Genomic DNA, 23,242 nt, shown 5'->3' with positions numbered 1-23,242 from the left:
AAATAATTTTTAAGAAAAAATTAATTGGTAATCTCTTCAATAAATGGTTTCTTTGTAATCTAAATTAATTTAGCATATTTATGACTTCATTTAATTACAGCAAATGGAACACCTTCATAGGTTGGTTTGCTTTTATAGTTGCATTAGTAACCTACACACTAACCGTAGAACCTACAATGAGTTTTTGGGATTGTGGTGAATATATTGCCACCGCTGCCAAATTAGAAGTAGGGCATCCGCCAGGAGCTCCATTATATCAAATGATAGGTGCGTTTTTTGCGATGTTTGCTTCAAATGAAAGTCAAATTGCTTTAATGGTAAATATGGTTTCTGTATTTTCTAGTGCTTTTACCATTTTATTTATGTTTTGGTCGGCATCAAAAATTATACGAAAAATTGTTGTCGCTACCTCTGAATGGAATAATGAAACTTCAAAACTTACACTAGGTGCATCATTAATTGCTGCCTTATCCTATACATTTACAGATAGTTTTTGGTTTAATGCAGTTGAAGCTGAAGTATATTCAATGGCTTCTTTGTTTATTGCTTTATTATTTTGGTTGGGTCTAAAATGGGAAGAAGAACTGGAAACAGAAAGAGGAAATAAATGGGTTATTTTAATTTCATTGGTTATTGGGCTTTCCTTTGGGGTTCACTTCTTGGCCTTATTAGCTTTACCATCAATTGGAATGTTATATTTTTTCAAAACACAAAAAAATATTACTGTTAAGAATTTTATTATTGCTAATGTAGTGATAGTAGCTATTTTGATGTTTATTTTTAAATTTTTACTGCCTTATACGTTATCGTTTTTTGCGAAAACAGAAATTTTTGCAGTAAACTCCATGGGATTGCCTTTTAATTCTGGAACTATTATTGCCTTTTTACTAATTGTAGCTGGTTTTTATTTTGGTTTATCATATACTAAGAAAAAAGAATTAGTAAAGTTTAATACACTATTATTAAGTATATTATTTATTTTAATTGGATTTTCTACATGGATAATGCTTCCAGTAAGAGCAAATTCAAATATTAACATAAACGAGAACAAACCCAGTGATGCTGCTGAAGTTTTAGCGTATTACAACAGAGAACAATACGGGGAAACCAAGTTGTTTTATGGTCCTCAGTTTTCCAATGCTTATGCTGGAGCTGATGAAGAAAATCCGTATTCTGATGATAAACCAAACTACGAAAGAGACGATAAAACGGGTAAATATATTATTACAAATAATTATAAAAACGCCAATCATAATCCAAACTCTAAACACAATGCGTTTTTACCAAGACTTTGGAGTGAAGAACACGCCAAAAACTACATGACATTTACAAAACCATTAGAGTTTAGCGTAAATCATGAAGCCTTTTATGATGAAGAAACTGGCGAAACAGATGAAGATAAATTAGGACAATTTACCGAAATTGTTTCTGATTTTAGAAGTCAATTTGCATCTAACAAACTTGGATTAGACGAATACGAAGAATTTTTAAAAACCTATGGCGATTATTTAACGATTGAAAAACCATCGTTTTCAGACAATATGAAATTTATGTTTGAATACCAATTTGGCTATATGTATTTCCGATATTTAATGTGGAATTTCGTTGGAAGACAAAATGATTTACAAGGAAATTATGAAAGCTTAGAAGGAAATTGGTTAAGCGGAATCAGCTTTATTGATAATCTACATTTAGACAATCAAAGTGAATTAACTACCGATATGAAAAACAATAAAGGTAGAAATACATATTTCTTTTTACCATTCATTTTAGCAATTATCGGAATGGTTTATCATGCACAAAAAGAATGGAAATCATTTTATGTTTTACTACTCTTGTTTTTATTCACTGGTTTAGTGTTGAAAATTTACTTAAACGAAAGACCTTTCGAACCAAGAGAAAGAGATTATGCTTTAGTAGGTTCGTTTTATATTTTTGCTATGTGGATTGGCGTTGGAATTTATGCCATTTATCAATATATCTTAAAATATGTGTCGCCTAAAGTAGCGCTTCCAGCCGTATTGGCCACTACTTTATTAGCTTCACCAGTATTATTGGCAACCGAAAACTGGGATGACCATGATAGAAGCAATAAATACACCGCTGTAGCGATGGCAAAAGCCTATTTAGATTCTTGCGAACCCAATGCTATATTGTTTACAATTGGCGACAATGACACCTTTCCAATGTGGTATTTACAAGAAATTGAAGGATACAGAACAGATGTAAGGATTGTAAACACAAGTTTGTTAGCAACTGATTGGTATATTGATGAGATGAAAATCAAATCGAATAAATCAGATGCGGTGCCTATTTCGTTTACACATGATCAATATGTGGGTGACAAAAGAAATTATTGCTTATTTGACGAAAGAACAACAGACACGTTAGACTTAGGTTTAACTTTAGATTTCTTAAAAGACGATCGCTCAAAAAGAGAAATGAAAAATGGTCAGTTTGTACATTTTTATCCAAGCGAACATTTAAAAGTTAAAATTGACAAGCAAAACATTATAAAAAATAAAGTTGTAGATAAAAAATATTACGATTCTATTGTGCCACAAATTAATTTAAAATTAAAAGGCGGTGCGATTTATAAAAACAGAATTTTAATGTTAGATATTTTTAATGCCAACAACTGGAAACGCCCTATCTATTTTTCTCCAGGAAGTTTTGGTGCAGATGATTATATTTGGATGAAAGAATTTCTTCAATTAGATGGTATGGTGTATAAATTAGTCCCTGTAAGAACCAAACTAAAAGAAGGAAATTCTTACGATATGGGTTATATTGATACTGAAAAAACCTTCAAAATCATCAACCAATGGACTTGGGGTAATGCAGGAAGCGATAAAATTTATCACGACCCAGAAACGCGTAAAAATGCATTATCTTACAGAAACAATCTTTCTCGTTTAATGACCGCATTAATTGAAGAAAAGAAATTTGATAAAGCCGAAAAAGTAATTCAAATAGCTATGAAAAATATGCCAATTGATTACTTTGAATATTATACTACTGTAGAACCATTTGCAGAAGGATATTATAAAATTGGTAAAAAAGAAGAAGCAAGAAAAATCTTAAATCAACTGATTAAAAAATATCAAGAAAAATTAACTTTCTTTCATTCGCAATCCGAAAAACAGAAAGCGTTTTATCGCATGGAAATTTATAGAGAAATTGAAATTTATCGTTCGCTATTGCTATTAGCTCAGGAAAATGGAGATGTAGAGTTTTACAATTTTCAACGCGTGAAATTCAACAACTTCAATAAAATGATGGGTGAATATAAAAGAGAAATTGAATAAACTAATATTTAAGCCATTCCTTTGAATGGCTTTTTTTATGATAAAAGTTCCTAAAATAATAAAGCTCTTATTTTTCAATCAGGTTTGGGATATTCCGAATTCTGAAAATACTATTTATTTAACTTTTGATGACGGTCCTACTCCAGAAATCACAGAAAGGGTTTTAGAAATTTTAGACAAATATCACATCAAAGCTACCTTTTTTTGCATTGGTGACAACGTAAGAAAACATCCAGAAATCGTACAGAAAATTCTTTCTAAACAGCATTCTGTAGGAAATCACACGTATAGTCATTTAAAGGGTTGGAAAACTCCTACAAAAATATACATAAGTAACACAGAAGCTTGTAGAATTAAACTGAATTCACAATTTACCATTCAAAATTCACAAATTTTCAGACCGCCTTATGGAAAAATTACACCTTGGCAATCGTATAAATTAAGAAAATTAGGTTACAAAATAATTATGTGGGATGTATTGAGCAAAGATTATGATGCAAGTATTTCAGCAGAAAAATGTTATGAAAATGTAATTCACAATGTTTCTTCTGGAAGTATTATTGTGTTTCACGATAGCAATAAGGCAAAAGAGAATGTTCTCAATAGTTTAGAAAAAACCATCGAAACATTAAAAAGTAAAGGATTTAAATTTGAAAAAATCGCCTAAGCTTGTTCTTGAATAAGAGAAATTAAAGTATTGGCATCAAATTCACCACTTTGTCTCCAAACCATTTGACCATCTTTATAAATCATAAAAGTTGGTAGACCTTTAATACGAAGTGCTTCCGCTAATTCTTTATTTTTATCTACATCAATTTTAATCACTTTTGCTTTGTCGCCTAAAGCAGCTGCAACGTGACGAATTGTTTCATTCATAATAATAGATTGTTCGTGCCATTCCGTAAAAAAATCAATTAATACTGGCACTTGTGCATCTATAAGTTCTCCAAATTTCGACATAGACCGAATTGTTTATTAAACAAATGTATATATTTTTTTAATATATCAAACAAAAAACCACATTTTTTAAGCGATTACGCCTCTTTTTTGGATTTTTTTAACTCAATTACAGTAATTTCGGGCATAATTCCTACTCTACCTGGATAAGCGTGAAAGCCAAAACCACGATTTACATAAATATATCTACCGGCATTTTCATACAATCCTGCCCATTGTTTGTACACATACTGTACAGGACTCCATTTGAACCAACCCGGAATTTCAATTCCAAATTGCAATCCGTGTGTATGACCTGATAAGGTTAAATGATAATGAGTATCGTGATTTTTTATTTCATTTTCCCAATGACTTGGATCGTGACTCATCAATATTTTAAAATCTTCTGGTTTAACATTTGATGTAGCCTTTTTTAAATCGCCTTTTTTACCAAAATGTACGCCCCAGTTTTCTACTCCAACCAACACAATCTCAGAAGAACCTTTTTTTAACTTTACATTTTCATTCATTAACAAGGTAAAATCTAATTTTTTATGAATGTTTTTTACATCTTCAAAATTTTGAATTTCTTCTTTTTCTGAATCCCAATCGAAATACTTCCCATAATCGTGGTTTCCTAAAATGGAAAATTTACCAAATTTTGGTTGATACAATCCTTTAAACGTATCAATCCACGGATCCATTTCTTTGGCGTGTGTATTTACTATATCACCTGTAAACAATAATAAATCGGAATTTTGTTGGTTGATTAAATCTACCGCGTATTTAATTTTATCGGTATCTTCATCAAAACTACCGCTATGAATATCTGAAATTTGAGTAATTGTCATCCCGTCAAATTCTTCTGGTAAATCATCGAAAAAGATTTGTTGTCGCAGTACTTTAAAATTATATTTTCCAATCGTCATTCCGTAAAGTAACGACGCAAAAGGAATAGTGGCAATTCCTAAAGCAATCTGACTCACAAAACGTCTTCTTGGACTAAAAAATTGTTCTCTGTTTTCATCAACAAAACTCATAATTGAAGCTTCTACCAAACGTGAAACATCCTCAATAAATAAAATTAAGAAAAGTAATATTTTAGGAACATAAATAAGTAATGTCATCCCAATAACAAGCAAACTTGATTTATTTTGACCTTTACCTCTATCGAAATTCATAAATGAATAGACGATAAAAAGCATTAAAACGATTGAAATCACTAAATAAATTAATAAAACCCATTTGTTTTTGGTAATCGTTTTAATTGCTTGAAATGAATAAAATTCGACAATTAATAATATTAGAAGCGGTAGTAAACCTTTCATATTTTTTTATTTTTTACAAATGTATTAAAGGTTTATATTTGTAGAAACTAAAAACCTATAATTTATGAAAAATTTAATCATTGTATTGCTACTTTTTACAAGTGTATCTTTTTCCCAAGAAACATATACTTTCAAAAATGGTGGACGCGTATTTGAAAACGGGAAAAAAATTAATTCATCTGAAATAGAAGCCTATTTTGGTCATAAACCTGAAATTATAAATTTATACAAAGCAGGAAGAACCAAAAAGACTATTGGAAATATATTGCTATTAAATGGTGTTGCAATGCTTGGTATTGGAACATTACAACTTATAAATGAAAGTAGTAGAGGAACAATATATTTTACTTATGGACTAAGTGGGTTATCTTTTATTACTGCCATTCCAATAAAAATAGGGTTTCAAAAGAAAATTAAAAAATCTGTAATTTTAATGAATGATGAAATGAAATTACAAAAACAAAATACTGGAATCAATTTTGAATCAAATATAATTGCCAATGCAAATGGAGTTGGTTTAAAACTAACTTTTTAATTATGTCACAAAAACGCTTATTTCTTTTAGACGCTTACGCATTAATTTTTCGAGGCTACTATGCTTTTATAAAAAACCCAAGAATCAATTCTAAAGGTATGGATACTTCTGCCATTATGGGGTTTATGAATGCCTTAATGGATGTGATTAAACGTGAAAAACCAGATCATTTAGCAGTTGCTTTTGATAAAGGCGGCAGTACGTTTCGTTTGGAAATGTTCGAACAATATAAAGCCAACCGAGATGCTACGCCAGAAGCCATAAAAATTGCTGTGCCTTATATTCAAGATTTATTGCGTGCTATGCATATTCCAATTATAGAAGTTGCTGGCTTTGAAGCAGATGACCTAATTGGAACGATTGCCAAACAAGCTGAAAAAGAAAATTACAAAGTTTTTATGGTGACGCCAGATAAGGATTTTGCCCAATTGGTTTCCGAAAATATTTTTATGTATCGTCCTGCCAGAATGGGTAATGACATTGAAATTTGGGGAATTCCAGAGGTACAAGCAAAATTTGAAATAGAACATCCATTACAAGTTATAGATTATCTTGGAATGATGGGAGATGCCGTAGATAATATTCCAGGATTACCAGGTGTTGGAGAAAAAACAGCAAAGAAATTATTAGCTGAATTTGGTTCAATGGAGAATCTTTTAGACAATACAGACAAACTAAAAGGTGCTTTAAAAGACAAAATTGAAGCCAACAAAGCACAAGGAATTTTATCTAAAAAATTAGCTACAATTTTATTAGATTGCCCAGTAACTTTTGATGAAAAAGATTACGAATTATCTACACCAGATGTAGAGAAAACAGATGCGTTGTTTATGGAATTAGAATTCCGACAAATGAAAACGCAATTCGATAAATTGTACAATCCAGCAGCGAATACTGAAGTAACAAATTCTGAGATTCCCGTTTTAAAGAAAGCGCCGGTTAAGAAAACTACAGATGAACAATATGATTTATTTGGTTTTTCTGATGGTGAAGATGCTACAGAAACACACACATCGTATTATGCAACTTTAGAAAATACGGAACATTTTTATCAAAACGTACAAGGCGATTTACCTACAAAAATGTTCATTCAAAATGTATTGAATCAAACTTCGGTATGTTTTGATACGGAAACAACAGGTTTAGATGCTTTAAATTCCGAATTAGTAGGTTTGGCCTTTTCTTGGGAAAAAGGAAAAGGATTTTATGTGCCTTTTCCAGAAAACAGAGATGAAGCACAGGTTTTAATTGACAAATTCAAGCCATTTTTCGAAAATGAAAACATCGAAAAAGTGGGTCAAAATATTAAATACGATATAAAAATTCTTTCTCAATACGGAATTGAAGTCAAAGGAAATTTATTCGATACGATGATTGCGCATTATTTGATTAATCCAGATATGCGTCATAATATGGATGTGTTGAGTGAAACATATTTGAAATATTCGCCAAAATCTATTACAGAATTAATTGGCAAAAAAGGTAAAAACCAAGGCAATATGCGCGATATTCCTTTAGATGAAATTAAAGAATACGCTGTAGAAGATGCCGATGTTACGATTCAACTTAAAAATCATTTTTTACCTATTTTAGAAAAAGTAGGTACGAAAAAATTATATGATGAAATTGAAATTCCGTTAGTACCCGTTTTAGCCGATATGGAAAAAGAAGGAATTAATTTGGATGTCGATTTTTTAAATAAAATGTCCGTTGAAATGACGGCTGAAAGTAAAGCTTTAGAGCAAAAAATATACGAAACAGCTGGCGAAACGTTCAATTTAGCCTCTCCAAAACAATTAGGTGATGTTTTATTTGACAAAATGAAAATTGGCGGAGCAAAACAAAAAAAAACCAAAACGGGTCAATATGCAACTGGTGAAGAAATATTAAGTTATTTAGCCCACGACAATCCTATTGTAAAAGACATTTTAGAATGGCGTCAAATGGTAAAATTACAAAGTACTTACATCGATGCGTTGCCTAATCAAGTGGATTCAAAAACAGGTCGCGTGCATACCGATTATATGCAAACCGTTGCTGCGACAGGTCGTTTGAGCTCTAATAATCCGAATTTACAGAACATTCCTATTCGTACCGAAAGAGGTAGACAAATTAGAAAAGCATTTATTGCCAGAGATGAAAATTACACCTTAGTTTCTGCCGATTATTCTCAAATTGAATTGCGAATTATAGCGGCTTTATGTGGTGAAGAAAATATGATTGCTGCGTTTAAAAACAATGAAGATATTCATAAAAGTACGGCCGCTAAAGTCTTTAATATTCCTTTAGAAGAAGTAACAAAAGAACAAAGAAGTCACGCCAAAACCGTCAACTTCGGAATTGTGTATGGAGTTTCAGCTTTCGGATTGAGCAATCAAACCAATTTATCACGTAAAGAAAGTGCTGAGTTGATTGATGCGTATTACAAAACCTATCCAAAATTAAAATCATTTATTTCAGATCAAGTAGATTTTGCGAGAGAAAACGGTTATGTAGAAACGATTTCGGGAAGAAGACGATATTTAAAAGACATAAATTCCGCAAATGCAATAGTTCGTGGTGGCGCGGAAAGAAATGCCGTAAACGCACCAATTCAAGGTTCAGCTGCAGATATTATTAAAATTGCGATGATTAACATTCATAAAAAACTAAAATCGGAAAACTGGCAATCAAAAATGTTATTGCAAGTGCATGATGAATTGGTTTTTGATGTGCATAACAGCGAATTAGAAAAAATTCAACCGATGATTAAACACGAAATGGAAAATGCTTTTAAAATGATTGTTCCGTTAGAAGTGGAAATTGGTAGTGGCAAAAACTGGTTGGAAGCACATTAGAATAGTGTTCAGTGATCAGTTTTTAGTAATCAGTTAATAAACAAAAATGCCTTCTTAAAATTAAGAAGGCATTTTTTTATGAGTTATATATTTATTTAGTTGATAATGATGTTATCGATATTACAATTTGTTGTATTCAAATTGGTACCGCTAATATTACTTCCAGTATATTCGAAAACTATATAACCATTTCCTTGAATAGAAGTTGGAATATTATAAGTTCCTGCAGAATTAAAAGTCGTTGTACTTGCACTAGGAAAAATAAAACTTGAAGAAATATCAAATAAAGTTGCTTCCGATAATTTTTTACCAGGAACATAATTAGTTGTTCTGTAAACTTTTAGTCCAAATGCCGTACTATAGAAGTCGGCATCAACTTGAAAAGATAATGTATTTGCTGTAGTAAAATCAACAGGAAGTACAAAATAAGACTTATTACTTTCAAGAGAACCACCATAAGCAGACATTTGAATACATTTAGATCCATTTACAGTTTTAACAATCCAATCTTTTGTTCCAGAAGTTGCAAAATTCAAATAATTTGTAAACCCTTTTTGGTTAAGAGCATAACTTTCAAAATTCTCATTTAAAGCACTATTAAAAGTATAACTTCTAGGATTTACTAATTTTACATCATTTTGATGTCTAACAATAAATTGATAATCTGAGCCATACTTTGTCATTATACCTCTAATTTTACCCCTTCCGGCTGGAACATTTTGGTAAGCAAAAAGTGCATATTGACTAACTCTGAAATATCTTGTTGTACCACCAGCAATATCAACAATATTGTGATTTGTAGCACTTCCTCCAGAATCTACATCAAAATATGTTCTAGCTAATGAACCGTCAGCAAATTGAACATTATCAATTTCAATTAAAGTGTTAAGATTAGTATTTGTTGCAGCCGTAGCTAATGAAACAATTCTTACCATATTTTCTTCTGACACTTTTGTTGCAGATACAAAAAGGTATTTTTGCCATTCATTTTCAGAAATTCTACCAATTTCACCATTATAAAGGCTTCCGATTTTTAAAGAGCCGTCAACAACAGCAGTATACAAACCTTTTAATTTAATATAGGCTTTTCTTCCAGGTGTAAATCCTTTTCCATAAGAAGAAAAATTAGCACTTACACTAAGCCCAATTGGTTGAGAAGTATTTGTTCCAATATTTTGAAAACTGATTGTATTGTAAAAAGTTCCCGTTTCATCAGAAGAAGTAACATAAGCTTCAATAATATCATCTGCAGTGTAAGCAACAGGTGTTGGAGTATTGTTAAATGTTACAATATCTTGAATAGTTTTTGTTGCTGTAAATTCTTGAGTAACAATATCAGAATCAGCATTACCTGCTTTAGTATCATCATCTACACAGCTAGTGAAACTAACTATAATTGCAAAAAACGATAAAGTTGTGATTAATTTTTTCATAATTTTAGTAATAAAGTCTAATGTTATCAATTTGATAGGTTGCATCTAAACTTGTGTTCGATCCAGAACCTTTAACTTTAAATGCAAAGTGTAATGTTCCATTAAAACCTGACAAATCTACTTCGCCAGAATTTACATACTCATAAAAATCATTGCTTGGCGTTGGAGTAATTACCGGTAAACTTAACCAACTTGATTGATTAAAGTTGGCAATATTTCCATCATAATCTGTTGAAACCATTAATTCTAATGAGTTTTCTGTATTAGTTAAATAAGCATGAGCAGCTTGAAAAACTAATTTTTCACCATCTTGTTTGTCCATATCAAATGCTGGTGAAATTAACCATGCAATATTTGAAGGTTGACCAGATCCATATGAAGTAAATTCAGCATATCCATTACCTTGATATACTTCCTCTGAAAATTTTTTGGTTCCAGCCTGAGCATAGTTAGTCCATCCTGTTGAATTTAATACTGTTCCATCAGTATTATCAGTGAAGTTTTCCACAAACAATGTTTTTTTAACTCTTGGGTATTCTACATCGCCTTCATCTGTACAACTAACAAAAGTTGCAAAATTAGCAAGCGCTAAAAGCGAATAAATAAATATCTTTTTCATGCTTTTTTTATTAAAAGTTAATATATAAGTTAACAAAATAAGTTCTTCCGAAACCGTAAAAATACTTAGATCCAAAAGATGGTGTGTGTGCAACATATTGATTTGATGAAGCATCTATATGCCCAGCATCTTGATTTAACTGTCTGAAGCTCGAGTTTCTAGCTTGTTCAAAACCACCTGTTTTGTATGTAATATCAAAAATATTGTTCACAGAAGCGAAGAAACCAATAGTTATATTCTCTACTCTCCAAGATTTTCCTCCAGTTGCATTGATTAGTGTAAAAGGATTAAATTTTTCTTGTTTTAATAATTGATCTGCTCTTTCTTGAGTGGCTTCATAAAAAGGAGTAGATGTATTACCAAACGTTTGGTCAACTAAAAAATTATTAGTTCTTAAAATTGGCGCCACATCAATATAACTATCTCCTAAATAATTAGCATTTGCTCCGATCCACCAGAAGTTTGGATCTCTATACTCAAGGCCAAAAGATGCTGCGGTTTGAGGCATACCAGGTTGTTTGTAGTTTTTTAAATTAGCAGTTCCATAATCTTTTATAGGAAAAGTATTAGTAGCGCTAGATTGGCTATCAATGTTTAACTGAACTGTAGGGTTACTATCATATGTATATTCACCGTAAGAACCAGCTAATGTAGCTTTAATCGTTTTAGAAATTTGATATTCAAAACCGAATTCAATACCAAGATTTTTCTTATTTAAACCATTAATAGTTTCTGCAACAAATGAACTTTCACCATTATCAGTATTACCATCATCAATTGCATCTGCAAAGAAAAATGAAGTTTCTGTTGAACCTTTAATATAAGAATAATGTCCTGTAATTCTTGCTTTCACTTTTGGCGTTTTAATGATATAACTTGCATCTGCACTAGCAATTGTTTCGCCTTTTAATTCTGGAAATACGTTATTATTAATTCTAGCATTTGGAAATGTATTTCTCATATTTGGGGCTTTAGTGGCATAAAATCCATTTAAGTCGAAAAATTGTTTTCCAGTAATTTTATACGTAAAACCTCCTTTGAAACCGAAATTATCAAATTCAATTTTTTTACTTTTTCCGAAAGAATTCGTTGGATAGTATCCGTTTTTGTACAAACCTTCTCTTTGATACTCTGAACGAGAATAGTTTTGTGCTATATAAAAATCGACTTTTTTATATGTAAACTTAAATTGCGTAAAAGCATCAAATGTAGTAGCAAATAACTTATAGTTATAGCCAAATTTATCACCTTCTACAATTTGTCTGTTTGGATTATTAATATCCGTTTGTTGTTGACTTCCAGAACCAAATGTATCAATATCTAAAAAATAATTCCCTCCTAATAAATCTAATAAATTTTGAAAATTATTAGATGTTAATTTTTTGAAACTTACACCAGCATTTAATTTTACATTATCAGATAAATCTGAAAATAAAATTGAGTTAGCCGAAAGTTGTTTGTCGTCAGTTCTGTCTTCATATAGAATATAATAGCTATTTCCGTTAGTACTCATTCTATTAATGTCATAAAGCTCATTCCAATTTAATTGTCTGTTTGAAAGAAACTTAGCACGCGATGCTTCTAATTGATTTACCGCACTGTTCCCAATATAATTCCCATTATCATCAAATTGAGTAGTATAATAACTTGGTAAGTTTCTGTAATACGTTGGATCTGGATTAGGTTTACCTTGATAATCTAATCTACTGTTTCCAATAGAACCAGTTTGATAAGAGACATTTGTATTTAAAGTAGTTTTATCAGACATTTTCCAATAATGACTTAACATATTAATCGGCTCAGCGAGTCTTTTAACTCTTGAGTTTCTTTGCTCACCATTTTGATACCCCCAATACGAATTATATTTTATACCTGCAATATCTGTAACTTCTTGTGAGTTTGGAGAATTTTTACCTCTATAGTTTTGAGCATAAATTGATGTAAAATTCAAACTGTGTTTCTTATTAATTCTTTTTTCTACACTTGCAAAAAAGGAATTAGCTCCATAATCAGTTCCTTCAAAATAGCCTTCTTGCGCCCATCTTCTTGAACCAGAAATACTATATGCCCAACCATTTTCCATTAAGCCTGAATTATGAGTAATCATAGAACGCCAAGAATAATTGGTATTGGTTCCTGACTGAGAAATTCTTGTTCCTTTTCTGTATAAAGAGGCTCTTGTATTAATTTCTTGCGTTCCTAAAATACCTCCAAAAGTATAATCGGAAGGCGCAGAACCTAAAGTGAATTCTTGATTTCTTGTGGCGTCATTTAATCCACCCCAGTTGCTCCATTGTGGTCTTCCATCGTAGATTTTATTCATTGAAATACCATTAATCATAGTTATTCCATATTCATTATCTAAACCTCTCATTCTAAAACGAGATTGACCCCAATTGAAAGCGGCTGCTTGCTGATAGGCATCTCTTGATGATTGTAATAAACCTGCAGTACTTTCAGAACCACTGTTGTCATCTCCTAAATCATTTTCAGTAATGGTTACTAAACTTAATTGCTGCTCTGATGTAATGTCTTCTTCCAAAAACAATAAACCTACATCTAACGTTTGATTTGCCGCTACTTCAATTGGAAAATTTTGAGTATTGTAGCCATCTACAGAAATTACTAAAATTTGATTTCCATCTGATATAACACTAATTTGAAATTCTCCCAAACTATTGGTCGTTACAAATTGTTCATTAGACTGAATCATTACTTTAACGCTACCCAAAGGGCTTTGCGATTTTGAATCAACTACTTTCCCTTTTACAGTTGATTGATTTTGAGCCATTACAAAAACAGCTTGAAACAAAAACAAAAGACTTAATACAAGTTTTTTCATACTTTATTATTAATTAATACCTTACAAGCAATTTAGTAACAAACTAAAAAGCTAACAAAGATAAAACAATAAATTAAATTATTTACCTTTGTTTCAAATATTGCACTTTATATAATTATAACTTAACCTGAAATATGAACATCAAATCAATTTACAGCGCTTTAGCGATACTATTATGTGTTTCAACAAGTTTTTCTCAAGAAAAAAAGACCTACCTGGTTAATACAATTGCTTTTTACAATTTAGAAAATTTATTTGATACAATAAATGATCCAAATATAAATGATGAAGATTTTATTTATACGCCTGAAAATTATAAAGATAAACTTCAAAAATTAGAACGAGTAATTGCTCAACTTGGAACTAGTGCTGAGCAAAAGAATTCTCCCGTAATTTTAGGCGTAGCCGAAATTGAAAACAGACAAGTATTAGAAGACCTTTGCAAGCAACCCTTGTTAGCAGCTAAAGGCTATTCGGTAATTCATTTTGATTCGCCAGATAGACGAGGAATTGATACCGGATTTTTATATCAAAAAGGACATTTTCAACCAACGAGTTATAAAAATTATGCACTTATCGTAACTGAAGATGAAACCGACAAAAAAGCAAAAGACAAAGAAAAAATAGAAGATACCGATGATAATGTAGTAGATATTAAAACCAAAAGAATTTACACTCGAGATCAAATATTAATGACAGGATTATTAGACGGTGAAGAAATGCATTTTATAGTAAACCATTGGCCTTCGCGCAGAGGTGGCGAAAAAAGAAGTAGTCCACTACGTGAAGCGGCAGCAGCATTAAATAAAAAAATTATCGATTCGTTACAAGTTATTAATCCGAATGCGAAAATCTTCACAATGGGCGATTTGAATGACGGCCCTTTTAATAAAAGTGTGAAACAGGTTTTAGGTGCAAAAGGAGATGAAAAAGAAGTACAACCGTTAGGACTTTACAATCCTGCCGAAAAATTAATGAATAAAGGAATTGGAACCTTAGCTTTTAGAGATTCTTGGGATTTTTTCGATCAAATTATCATATCTGAGCCTTTATTAAGAAAAGACTATTCTTCTTGGAGATATTGGAAAGCTGGGGTGTACAATGCGCCTTTTATGATTCAACAAACCGGTCAATATAAAGGATATGCGTTACGAAATGGCGCGTTAGGACCTGGATATTCGGATCATTTTCCATCCTATATTTACTTGATAAAAGAAGCAAAAAAGTAAACCACTTGGACTTGAAGTTCTTAGTTTTGCTTGGCGCAAAGTTGAATAACTTATTTTTTTGACACAAATTACACAAATTAGCACGAATTAATCCGTGAAAATCCGTGAAATCCGTGGCAAAATTTTTCAAAACCTGAATTAGAAACACACTAAAAGTGAGTTGTTTTAAGTATTTTGGACACCAATAAAAAAATAATTGAAGGTACATTAAAAGTACCTTTTTTTATTTTGTAACTTTACCACTTAAAATTATTTTTATGTCAATTGCAAAACCTTTTAACTTGAATAAATGGATAGAAGAAAACAGACATCTTCTTGTTCCGCCAGTTGCAAATAAAAATTTATATATAGATTCTGGCGATTATATTGTTATGATTGTAGCTGGACCTAATGCCAGAAAAGATTATCATTATAACGAAACCGAAGAATTATTTTATCAGTTAGAAGGTGATATTACCGTGTATATTCAAGAAAACGGCGAAAAAAAAGCAATGCATCTTTCTGCTGGAGATATGTTTTTATTACCTGCTAAAGTACCGCATTCGCCAAGCAGAACAGAAAATTCTATTGGTTTAGTAATTGAAAAAAAACGAAATCATTTGGATGTAAAAGACGGATTGCTTTGGTTTTGCGATTCGTGTAATCACAAACTTCACGAAGTATATTTTGAATTAAATAATATTGAAAATGATTTCCTTACACATTTTACTGATTTTTATGCTTCAGAAGAAAAAAGAACGTGTGAAAAATGCGGAACGGTTATGGAAAGCAATCCAAAATTTGTAAAATAATCACATCTTATTCTATTTTCTATATTCTAAAATCAATTTATTATATTTGCATAATTATAACAAAATCATTTAAAAAAGTTAAAAATGTCAACAATAGCCTCACAATTTGGAATGCCTGAAGCATTAAAAGCACTTGGAATAAAAGAAATTAATGACGGAACCTCAACGGGTTCTAACAGTTTTTCATCTGGAGAAATAATTGAAAGTTATTCGCCAGTTGATGGTCAATTAATTGGAAAAGTTAAAACAACCACAGCTGCAGATTACGAAAAAGTAATGCAAAGTGCTACAGCTGCATTCAAATCGTTTCGCGCAATGCCAGCACCTCAACGTGGTGAGATTGTTAGACAATTTGGAAATAAATTAAGAGAATTAAAAGAACCTCTTGGAAAATTAGTTTCCTATGAAATGGGGAAATCCTTACAAGAAGGATATGGTGAAGTACAAGAAATGATTGACATTTGCGATTTCGCCGTAGGTTTATCTCGACAATTAAACGGACAAACCATTCCGTCTGAGCGTCCTGGGCACGTAATGAGAGAACAATGGCATTCTATTGGAGTAGTAGGAATTATTTCTGCATTTAACTTCCCAGTAGCGGTTTGGGCTTGGAATACGGCATTGGCTTGGATTTGCGGTGACGTTTGTGTGTGGAAAGCTTCGGAAAAAGCACCTTTATGTTCAATCGCTTGTCAAAATATTATTGCTGACATTTTAAAAGCAAATCAGTTACCAGAAGGAATTTCTTGTATCATTAACGGTGATTACAAAGTTGGCGAAATGATGACTACAGACGTAAGAATTCCATTAATTTCTGCTACGGGTTCTACCAGAATGGGAAGAATTGTTGGTACTACTGTGGCACAACGTTTCGGTAAATCTTTATTGGAATTAGGTGGAAACAATGCCATTATTATTACTCCAACTGCCGATTTAAAAGTTGTTGTTCCAGGAGCCGTTTTTGGAGCCGTTGGAACAGCTGGACAAAGATGTACCTCAACAAGAAGATTAATCATTCACGAAAGTGTATACGATAAAGTAAGAGATGCCATTGTGGGTGCTTACGGGCAATTAACGATTGGAAATCCGTTAGATCAGAAAAATCATATAGGACCGCTTATTGATACAGATGCGGTGAACACGTATTTAGCAGCAATTGAAAAAGCTAAAGCTGAAGGCGGAAAAGTATTAGTAGAAGGTGGTGTTTTATCAGGTGAAGGATACGAATCTGGATGTTATGTAAAACCAGCTATCATTGAAGCTGAAAATCATTTTGAAATTGTACAACACGAAACGTTTGCTCCTATTTTATATCTAATGAAATACGAAGGCGAAGTGGAAAATGCGATCGAAAAACAAAATGGTGTAGCACAAGGATTATCTTCAGCCATTATGACAAACAGTATGAAAGAAGCTGAGAAATTTTTATCTTTCGCGGGTTCCGACTGTGGAATTGCAAATGTAAACATCGGAACTTCTGGTGCAGAAATTGGTGGTGCTTTTGGTGGTGAAAAAGAAACGGGTGGCGGAAGAGAATCAGGTTCAGATGCTTGGAAAGTGTATATGAGACGACAAACCAATACCGTAAACTATTCGGATCAATTGCCATTAGCGCAAGGTATTAAGTTTGATTTGTAGAATTGAAGTGATTCGTGAAAAGTAATTAGTGATTAGTCGCTTTTTAAGATAAAGAAAAACCCCTGTAAAATTTTTACAGGGGTTTTTTGGTTTTATTAGGTAAGGGTTTCTATCAAAGATAAAATTTCTTGAGAAATGTAAACGTGTATTTACTACAAAAAACGCCATTTTGCCAAACTTCTTTTTAGTGGCAGTTTTTATTCTTCAATATTAATTAACCAATGTTTTTTATTTAGTTTCATTAAATCTTCTTTATAGGTCTGCTCATTCAAATACTTATAGCTGTAATATTTCAATGGAATTGAATTTGGATAATTTTTCAGTCCTTCGTCAATATACTTTTTTAATTCAGTTTTATCTTTAAATAAGTTTAAAGTCTCAACTTTGTAAACATAAACAATTGTTGGTACTTTATTATATACATATAGGAATTCTTTTTCCAAATAATTTATTAAATCTCTTTGTAGTTCAGGCTTTATTTTTTTTTCCTCAGCAGATTTTGTAATTACTTCTTGGTAAAACATTAAAGCTGAAAATAAATATGTATTTTTAGATTTTCTACTATTTTCAAAATTTTTAATCTCGTCTATTGTGCTATTACTTAATTCAGAGATTTCATTTTGTAGAGCTTCATCATACATTTTCTGCATAAGTTTTAAGCAAGTTGAGTCACTTTTATCAACTTTTGACTTGTTTTTAATATTATCAAAAGTTTCTTCAATAATATTTTTTTTGGTTTGAGCAAAAGTTGTCAAAGTCAAAAAAGTAAATAGTAAGAATAAAATTTGTTTTTTCATTTTCTGTGTTTGTTTGCGGTCTGTTCGGACAAAATTGCCACTAACTTGTATATATGCGACATAAAACTTCATTTATACACCCATATTTGGATAGCTATGGAAGTTTTGTTTAACTTTTTTGTTTTTCAAATCTACTAAATATTCTTAAAATAAAAAAACCTGCAATGTTTTTGCAGGTTTTGTAGTATCATATTGCCTAATTGGCAAATTGGCTAATTACTTCGTTTTCTTCACGTATTGTGTTAAAATATAAATATGTTGGTTTTCTACTCTACCTTCAATTAAGTTAGCATCATCCCAAACGACTTTAATATTGTGAACTGCTGCGCCTCGTTTTGCTGTAAACGTAGCGCCTTTTACATCTAAATCTTTAATTAAAACTACTGAATCGCCATCTTTTAAAATAGCACCGTTGCTGTCTTTATGAACAATTTTATTTTCGTCTTCCTCTTCGCCTTCTCCTGTAGCTTTTGCCCATTCTAATGCTTCTTCGTCTAAATACATCATTTCTAAAGTATCGATATTTTTTAAACGTGCTAACATTCTCCAAGATAAAATTTGAACCGGTAAATTTTCGTTCCACATACTATCAGATAAGCCCCTCCAATCATTTGGATTCATAGTATCTGGGTTTTCCACTTGATCTTTTAATTGTTTGGTCAATAAAACCGAATGTGCTAAACTTTCTTCTGTATAAGGTGGTAAAGTATACACCACTAAATCCAATTCAGCACCACTAATTTCACATTTTGACTCGCTTCTGTCTTTTAATTTTCTTTCAATTACACTCATTATTTCTGTTTTTATGGCTGTTATTTATTCCTAATTTTGGGCAAATATAAGAATTAATTTCTTCCTATTTCGTTTGGATATAATTCTGAAACCAACTCACTTTGCCAGTACGTTTTAGAGGCACAATCCATTATGGTTAACACGCCTAAAAAAGCAGCTCCAGTATCTAAATTCCAAACAGAGTTTTTACAAAGCGGCGCAACTTTTTCAGTTTTAGAAACGGGTGTATGACCTATAAATATTTCAGAATAAATTTTTAATCTTTTCGGATATAAAGGCGAATTTTTATCCATAGTTTCATCTAAACACAAAGCCACTTCCCAAAGTGTTCTGTCCCAATACATTAATTTAGGAAAAAATTCTTGTGAAACGCCATTCATATTAGTAAAACCTGCATGAATGAACAACCTGTTTTCAGTATCTAAATAATAATTTCGTAATGATTTTAAAAAGGTAATGTGTTTTTGTTTCATTTCAGTTGAAATATTTAAATAAGCATCAACAGTGGCTTTGCCGCCATGCTTAAACCATAGTTCTTCTTTTATATTCTCATGTCGATTTTCTAACCAATCCAAAAGCAATTCATCATGATTTCCTTTTATAAAAATACATTTTTGTTGTTCCGATAAGGCAATTAAAAAATCTAAAACGCCTGGCGATTCGCTCCAACCATCTACGTAATCTCCTAAAAAAATTAACGTATCATCTGCTTTTATTGCTGCTTTTTGTAGCACTTGAATTACTGCTTTTAATCCGCCGTGTATGTCGCCAATGACTAAGGTTCTGCTCATTTGTTTATTTTAATTACGGTTACTAAGGTACAAATATTTGTTCAATGGTAAAACATGATATTTGTTAGGTTTTTGTTTTCGGAATATGTTATCTTTGTATTTTAATTCAATCTAAATAAGTTTGTGAAAAATAGTAATGCTACTGTATTGAAAAAGGGACAAATGGCTCAAATTTCAGATATTAATATCGATGAAATTCCATTGAAACTTATTGAAATGGGATGTTTACCTGGTAATACTATTGAATTAATTCAGGTGGCGCCAATGGGTGATCCGTTATTTTTTAATATAAACGACTCAAAAGTGGCAATTAGAAAAAAAACTGCTCAAGAAATCTATATTTTACAAGAATCTATTCAATAAATGTATTCTAATACCATAAAAGTTGCGTTAATAGGGAATCCAAATGTGGGTAAAACTTCTGTTTTTAATCAGTTAACAGGATTAAATCAGCAAGTGGGAAATTATCCTGGAATTACTGTGGATAAAAAAACCGGCATTTGTAAACTCAATCAAATTACGAAAGCTAAAATTATAGATTTACCTGGAACGTATAGTTTAAATGCCAATTCTATTGATGAAAACGTAGTAATTGAATTACTATTAAATAAAAATGATGAAGATTTTCCAGATGTAGCTGTTGTGGTTACAGAAGTAGAAAATTTAAAACGAAATTTATTACTTTTTACACAAATAAAAGACCTTGAAATTCCCACGTTACTTGTAATAAATATGAGTGACCGTATGAAACAAAAAGGAATTGAATTAGATATTCCAACATTAGAAACAGAATTAAAAACCAAAATTGCCTTAATCAGTTCCAGAAAAAATATTGGAATTGAGTATATAAAAGAATTAATTTTAAATTACAAAAATCTTTCTACAGAAGCTTGTTTAAATGCGAGTTCTATTGATATAGAATATTTTAATCGTCTTAAAAAAGCATTTCCAAATCAGTTGCTTTACAAATTATGGTTGGTAATTACACAAGATGTTAATTTCTTGAATTTAGAACGAAATGCTATTGAAAATAATTTTACACGTTCGCATTCTGATTTAAAAAAACTGCAACAAAAAGAAACCATAAAAAGATATCAATTTATTAATGATACGCTGAAGATTACCCAAAAAATTGACAAATCTAAAGCGACCGATTTTCAAAGTAAATTAGACAATATATTAACTCACAAAGTCTTTGGATATTTAATTTTCTTTGGAATATTATTACTTATTTTTCAATCTATTTTTGATTGGAGTAGCATTCCAATGGATTTTATAGATACTACTTTTTCAAAATTTAGTGCTTTAACTAAAGAAAGTCTTCCTCAAGGAAAATTCACGGATTTACTTTCTGACGGAATCATTCCTGGAATTGGAGGTATTATTATTTTTATTCCACAAATTGCCTTTTTGTTCCTGTTTATTTCTGTTTTGGAAGAAAGCGGCTATATGAGTCGTGTGGTGTTTTTGATGGATAAAATTATGCGAAAATTCGGCTTGTCCGGAAAAAGTATTGTCCCTTTAATTTCCGGAACGGCTTGTGCTATTCCTGCCATAATGAGTGCTCGAAATATTGAAAATTGGAAAGAACGTTTAATTACAATTTTAATTACGCCTTTTATTACTTGTTCTGCACGCTTACCGGTTTACGCCATCTTAATTTCATTAATCATTCCAGAAAAACGGTTTTTAGGTTTTAGTTTACAAGGTTTAACTTTAATGGGCTTGTATTTATTGGCTTTTATGGTAGCAATTGGGTCGGCATATTTGTTAAACAAAGCTTTGAAATTAAAATGCAAATCGTATTTTATAGTAGAAATGCCAAGTTATAAGGTACCACTATTAAAAAATGTTGCCTTGAATGTTCTGGAAAAAACAAAAGCATTTGTAACTGGAGCTGGAAAAATAATTTTAGCTTTATCAGTAATTTTATGGTTTTTAGGCTCACACGGACCTGGAGAAAGTTTTAATAACGCGCAAGAAATCGTTGAAAAACAGATATATTCTAATGAACAAAAAATAAATCCATCCGTAATTGAAAATAATGTTTCTGCTTATAAATTAGAAAATTCCTACATTGGGATTATGGGAAAAACCATTGAGCCAGCGATAAAACCATTAGGTTACGATTGGAAAATTGGAATCGCAGTTGTAAGTTCTTTTGCAGCCAGAGAAGTATTTGTTGGAACACTTGCCACCATATATAGTGTAGGAAATCAGAGCGAAGAAGAAGCTACTATAAAAATGAAAATGGCGGAAGATATTGATGCTAAAGGAAATAAGATATTTAATTTTGCCACAGGAATTTCATTACTGTTATTTTATGCTTTTGCGATGCAATGTGTAAGTACACTTGCTATTGTAAAAAAAGAAACCAACTCGTGGAAATGGCCTATTATTCAACTGGTTTTTATGAGCGGATTTGCTTATTTGGTTGCACTAATTGCTTATCAAAGCTTGAAATAGTTTTTGAAAACACCGATTTAAGAAATTAATAAAATTGGAATTTATGAATTTGCAAGAAATTTTAACATATATCTGTTTGGCTTTAGCCATTGGTTTTTTATTTAAAAAATTCTTTTGGAAGAAAAAAGCAAATAAAAAAGGTTGCGGAGACAATTGCGATTGTAAGTGATTTTAATATTTATATTTATATTATTATCCCAAAGCTACGTCTAAACTCATCATTACAATAAATCCTGCAATAAATCCTAAGGTGGCAATATCTGTATTTTTATCTTGTTGGGTTTCTGGAATAACTTCTTCTACAACTACGAAAATCATCGCTCCAGCTGCAAAGGCTAAAGCATAAGGCAAAATTGGCGTGAAAAATGTTACGGCAAACGCCCCTATAACTCCGGCAATAGGTTCTACAATAGCAGACGATTGTCCATACATAAAACTTTTTCTACGACTCATCCCCATTCTTCTTAAAGGCATAGAAACGGCAATTCCTTCAGGAAAATTTTGAATTCCAATACCTATTGCTAACGTAACGGCTCCAGCAATAGATGCTTCTGGAATTCCAGCTGCTACGCCGCCAAACAAAACTCCAACTGCCAAACCTTCTGGAATATTGTGTAGTGTAATAGCCAACACTAATAAAGTAGTTCGCTGCCAAGGCGATTTTATCCCTTCTGTTTCTTTAAAATTAATATGCAAATGTGGTAAGGTTTTATCTAAAGCAAATAAAAACAACGCACCCATTAAAAACCCAGAAGCGGCTGGAATTACTTTTGTAAAACCTTCGCCTTCACTCATTTCTATAGCTGGTGCTAGCAAACTCCAATAACTTGCCGCAACCATAACACCTCCAGTAAAACCTAACATTCCGTCTAATACGGCACGATTCATAGTTTTAAAAAA

Annotated in this window: 19 protein-coding genes; 10 read left to right on the top strand and 9 right to left on the bottom strand. The window is 31.4% G+C overall.

Translation table 11 applies throughout. The features are described 5' to 3' along the window. The first annotated feature begins 80 nt into the window (after window positions 1-80). Both KA468_RS04220 and KA468_RS04215 read left to right on the top strand, forming a co-directional pair. Window positions 81-3,308: a DUF2723 domain-containing protein gene (locus KA468_RS04220; RefSeq protein ID WP_291241687.1), complete on the top strand. Its 3,228-nt coding sequence runs from the start codon at window positions 81-83 to the stop codon at window positions 3,306-3,308. Window positions 3,309-3,345: 37 nt separating this feature from the next. Further along, the gene (locus tag KA468_RS04215) at window positions 3,346-3,975 is read left to right on the top strand and encodes a polysaccharide deacetylase family protein (RefSeq protein ID WP_291241686.1); all 630 of its coding nucleotides are present in this window, start codon (window positions 3,346-3,348) and stop codon (window positions 3,973-3,975) included. On the opposite strand, the gene KA468_RS04210 is transcribed toward KA468_RS04215, so the two are convergent. Both KA468_RS04210 and KA468_RS04205 read right to left on the bottom strand, forming a co-directional pair. Beyond that, window positions 3,972-4,268, bottom strand: coding sequence for a thioredoxin family protein (locus KA468_RS04210; RefSeq protein ID WP_291241685.1), 297 nt, complete (start codon window positions 4,266-4,268; stop codon window positions 3,972-3,974). The genes KA468_RS04215 and KA468_RS04210 overlap by 4 nt on opposite strands. Window positions 4,269-4,342: 74 nt before the next feature. After that, window positions 4,343-5,572 carry a metallophosphoesterase gene (locus tag KA468_RS04205; protein WP_291241684.1) on the bottom strand — a complete coding sequence of 410 codons (1,230 nt, stop codon included), beginning with the start codon at window positions 5,570-5,572 and terminating at the stop codon, window positions 4,343-4,345. Window positions 5,573-5,636: 64 nt separating this feature from the next. Between KA468_RS04205 and KA468_RS04200 the strand changes: the two genes are divergently transcribed. Both KA468_RS04200 and polA read left to right on the top strand, forming a co-directional pair. Further along, entirely contained in the window at window positions 5,637-6,107 is a 471-nt protein-coding gene (locus KA468_RS04200) for a hypothetical protein (RefSeq protein WP_291241683.1), read from the top strand. Continuing rightward, window positions 6,107-8,944, top strand: a complete 2,838-nt coding sequence (polA, locus tag KA468_RS04195; protein ID WP_291241706.1) for a DNA polymerase I — start codon at window positions 6,107-6,109, stop codon at window positions 8,942-8,944. Before KA468_RS04200 ends, polA begins: the two co-directional genes overlap by 1 nt. 95 nt (window positions 8,945-9,039) lie before the next feature. On the opposite strand, the gene KA468_RS04190 is transcribed toward polA, so the two are convergent. From KA468_RS04190 to KA468_RS04180, 3 genes are read right to left on the bottom strand one after another with little or no spacing between them, the layout of a single operon-like run. Then, complete coding sequence (locus KA468_RS04190; protein ID WP_291241682.1) at window positions 9,040-10,377, bottom strand: DUF5689 domain-containing protein; 1,338 nt, start codon at window positions 10,375-10,377, stop codon at window positions 9,040-9,042. A 4-nt stretch (window positions 10,378-10,381) separates the two neighbouring features. Next, window positions 10,382-10,996 carry a choice-of-anchor J domain-containing protein gene (locus KA468_RS04185; protein ID WP_291241681.1) on the bottom strand — a complete coding sequence of 205 codons (615 nt, stop codon included), beginning with the start codon at window positions 10,994-10,996 and terminating at the stop codon, window positions 10,382-10,384. A gap of 10 nt (window positions 10,997-11,006) precedes the next feature. Beyond that, complete coding sequence (locus KA468_RS04180) at window positions 11,007-13,838, bottom strand: TonB-dependent receptor (protein WP_291241680.1); 2,832 nt, start codon at window positions 13,836-13,838, stop codon at window positions 11,007-11,009. A gap of 134 nt (window positions 13,839-13,972) precedes the next feature. Between KA468_RS04180 and KA468_RS04175 the strand changes: the two genes are divergently transcribed. From KA468_RS04175 to KA468_RS04165, 3 genes are all read left to right on the top strand, one after another. Next, window positions 13,973-15,067 carry an endonuclease/exonuclease/phosphatase family protein gene (locus KA468_RS04175; RefSeq protein WP_291241679.1) on the top strand — a complete coding sequence of 365 codons (1,095 nt, stop codon included), beginning with the start codon at window positions 13,973-13,975 and terminating at the stop codon, window positions 15,065-15,067. Window positions 15,068-15,324: 257 nt separating this feature from the next. Next, on the top strand, window positions 15,325-15,858 hold the full coding sequence (locus KA468_RS04170; RefSeq protein ID WP_291241678.1) for a 3-hydroxyanthranilate 3,4-dioxygenase: 534 nt from the start codon (window positions 15,325-15,327) through the stop codon (window positions 15,856-15,858). 84 nt (window positions 15,859-15,942) lie between these two features. Then, window positions 15,943-17,496, top strand: coding sequence for an aldehyde dehydrogenase family protein (locus tag KA468_RS04165; RefSeq protein WP_291241677.1), 1,554 nt, complete (start codon window positions 15,943-15,945; stop codon window positions 17,494-17,496). A gap of 197 nt (window positions 17,497-17,693) precedes the next feature. Here the strand turns inward: KA468_RS04165 and KA468_RS04160 are convergent, their stop codons facing one another. The 3 genes from KA468_RS04160 to KA468_RS04150 all read right to left on the bottom strand — a co-directional run bounded on the left by KA468_RS04160 (window position 17,694) and on the right by KA468_RS04150 (window position 19,876). Beyond that, window positions 17,694-18,293: a hypothetical protein gene (locus KA468_RS04160; RefSeq protein ID WP_291241676.1), complete on the bottom strand. Its 600-nt coding sequence runs from the start codon at window positions 18,291-18,293 to the stop codon at window positions 17,694-17,696. 216 nt (window positions 18,294-18,509) lie between these two features. Beyond that, on the bottom strand, window positions 18,510-19,085 hold the full coding sequence (locus KA468_RS04155; RefSeq protein ID WP_291241675.1) for an alkylphosphonate utilization protein: 576 nt from the start codon (window positions 19,083-19,085) through the stop codon (window positions 18,510-18,512). A gap of 53 nt (window positions 19,086-19,138) precedes the next feature. Further along, a complete protein-coding gene (locus tag KA468_RS04150) occupies window positions 19,139-19,876 on the bottom strand; it encodes a metallophosphoesterase family protein (protein WP_291241674.1) in 738 nt (245 codons plus the stop codon). 123 nt (window positions 19,877-19,999) lie between these two features. Between KA468_RS04150 and KA468_RS04145 the strand changes: the two genes are divergently transcribed. From KA468_RS04145 to KA468_RS04135, 3 genes are read left to right on the top strand one after another with little or no spacing between them, the layout of a single operon-like run. Next, window positions 20,000-20,239: a FeoA family protein gene (locus tag KA468_RS04145; RefSeq protein ID WP_291241673.1), complete on the top strand. Its 240-nt coding sequence runs from the start codon at window positions 20,000-20,002 to the stop codon at window positions 20,237-20,239. Continuing rightward, window positions 20,240-22,342 (top strand): ferrous iron transport protein B, encoded by a 2,103-nt coding sequence (gene feoB / locus KA468_RS04140; protein ID WP_291241672.1) that lies wholly within the window; start codon window positions 20,240-20,242, stop codon window positions 22,340-22,342. A 43-nt stretch (window positions 22,343-22,385) separates the two neighbouring features. Further along, a complete protein-coding gene (locus tag KA468_RS04135; protein WP_291241671.1) occupies window positions 22,386-22,511 on the top strand; it encodes a FeoB-associated Cys-rich membrane protein in 126 nt (41 codons plus the stop codon). A gap of 23 nt (window positions 22,512-22,534) precedes the next feature. Here KA468_RS04135 and KA468_RS04130 read toward each other — a convergent pair. Continuing rightward, on the bottom strand, window positions 22,535-23,242 hold a 708-nt coding region (locus KA468_RS04130; RefSeq protein WP_291241670.1), incomplete at its 5' end, for a ZIP family metal transporter.

Origin of the sequence: Flavobacterium sp. (assembly GCF_017985075.1) — a bacterium.
Classification (GTDB): domain Bacteria; phylum Bacteroidota; class Bacteroidia; order Flavobacteriales; family Flavobacteriaceae; genus Flavobacterium.
This window is presented reverse-complemented; position numbering and strand designations above follow the sequence as displayed.

Bases quoted from the DNA above. Each gene is read 5' to 3' on its own strand.
- KA468_RS04160 (WP_291241676.1), bottom strand. From the start codon at position 18,293: ATGAAAAAACAAATTTTATTCTTACTATTTACTTTTTTGACTTTGACA.
- KA468_RS04180 (WP_291241680.1), bottom strand. From the start codon at position 13,838: ATGAAAAAACTTGTATTAAGTCTTTTGTTTTTGTTTCAAGCTGTTTTT.
- KA468_RS04205 (WP_291241684.1), bottom strand. From the start codon at position 5,572: ATGAAAGGTTTACTACCGCTTCTAATATTATTAATTGTCGAATTTTAT.
- KA468_RS04200 (WP_291241683.1), top strand. From the start codon at position 5,637: ATGAAAAATTTAATCATTGTATTGCTACTTTTTACAAGTGTATCTTTT.
- KA468_RS04170 (WP_291241678.1), top strand. From the start codon at position 15,325: ATGTCAATTGCAAAACCTTTTAACTTGAATAAATGGATAGAAGAAAAC.
- KA468_RS04150 (WP_291241674.1), bottom strand. From the start codon at position 19,876: ATGAGCAGAACCTTAGTCATTGGCGACATACACGGCGGATTAAAAGCA.
- KA468_RS04175 (WP_291241679.1), top strand. From the start codon at position 13,973: ATGAACATCAAATCAATTTACAGCGCTTTAGCGATACTATTATGTGTT.
- KA468_RS04215 (WP_291241686.1), top strand. From the start codon at position 3,346: ATGATAAAAGTTCCTAAAATAATAAAGCTCTTATTTTTCAATCAGGTT.
- KA468_RS04155 (WP_291241675.1), bottom strand. From the start codon at position 19,085: ATGAGTGTAATTGAAAGAAAATTAAAAGACAGAAGCGAGTCAAAATGT.
- KA468_RS04135 (WP_291241671.1), top strand. From the start codon at position 22,386: ATGAATTTGCAAGAAATTTTAACATATATCTGTTTGGCTTTAGCCATT.
- KA468_RS04220 (WP_291241687.1), top strand. From the start codon at position 81: ATGACTTCATTTAATTACAGCAAATGGAACACCTTCATAGGTTGGTTT.
- feoB (WP_291241672.1), top strand. From the start codon at position 20,240: ATGTATTCTAATACCATAAAAGTTGCGTTAATAGGGAATCCAAATGTG.
- KA468_RS04210 (WP_291241685.1), bottom strand. From the start codon at position 4,268: ATGTCGAAATTTGGAGAACTTATAGATGCACAAGTGCCAGTATTAATT.
- KA468_RS04165 (WP_291241677.1), top strand. From the start codon at position 15,943: ATGTCAACAATAGCCTCACAATTTGGAATGCCTGAAGCATTAAAAGCA.
- KA468_RS04185 (WP_291241681.1), bottom strand. From the start codon at position 10,996: ATGAAAAAGATATTTATTTATTCGCTTTTAGCGCTTGCTAATTTTGCA.
- KA468_RS04190 (WP_291241682.1), bottom strand. From the start codon at position 10,377: ATGAAAAAATTAATCACAACTTTATCGTTTTTTGCAATTATAGTTAGT.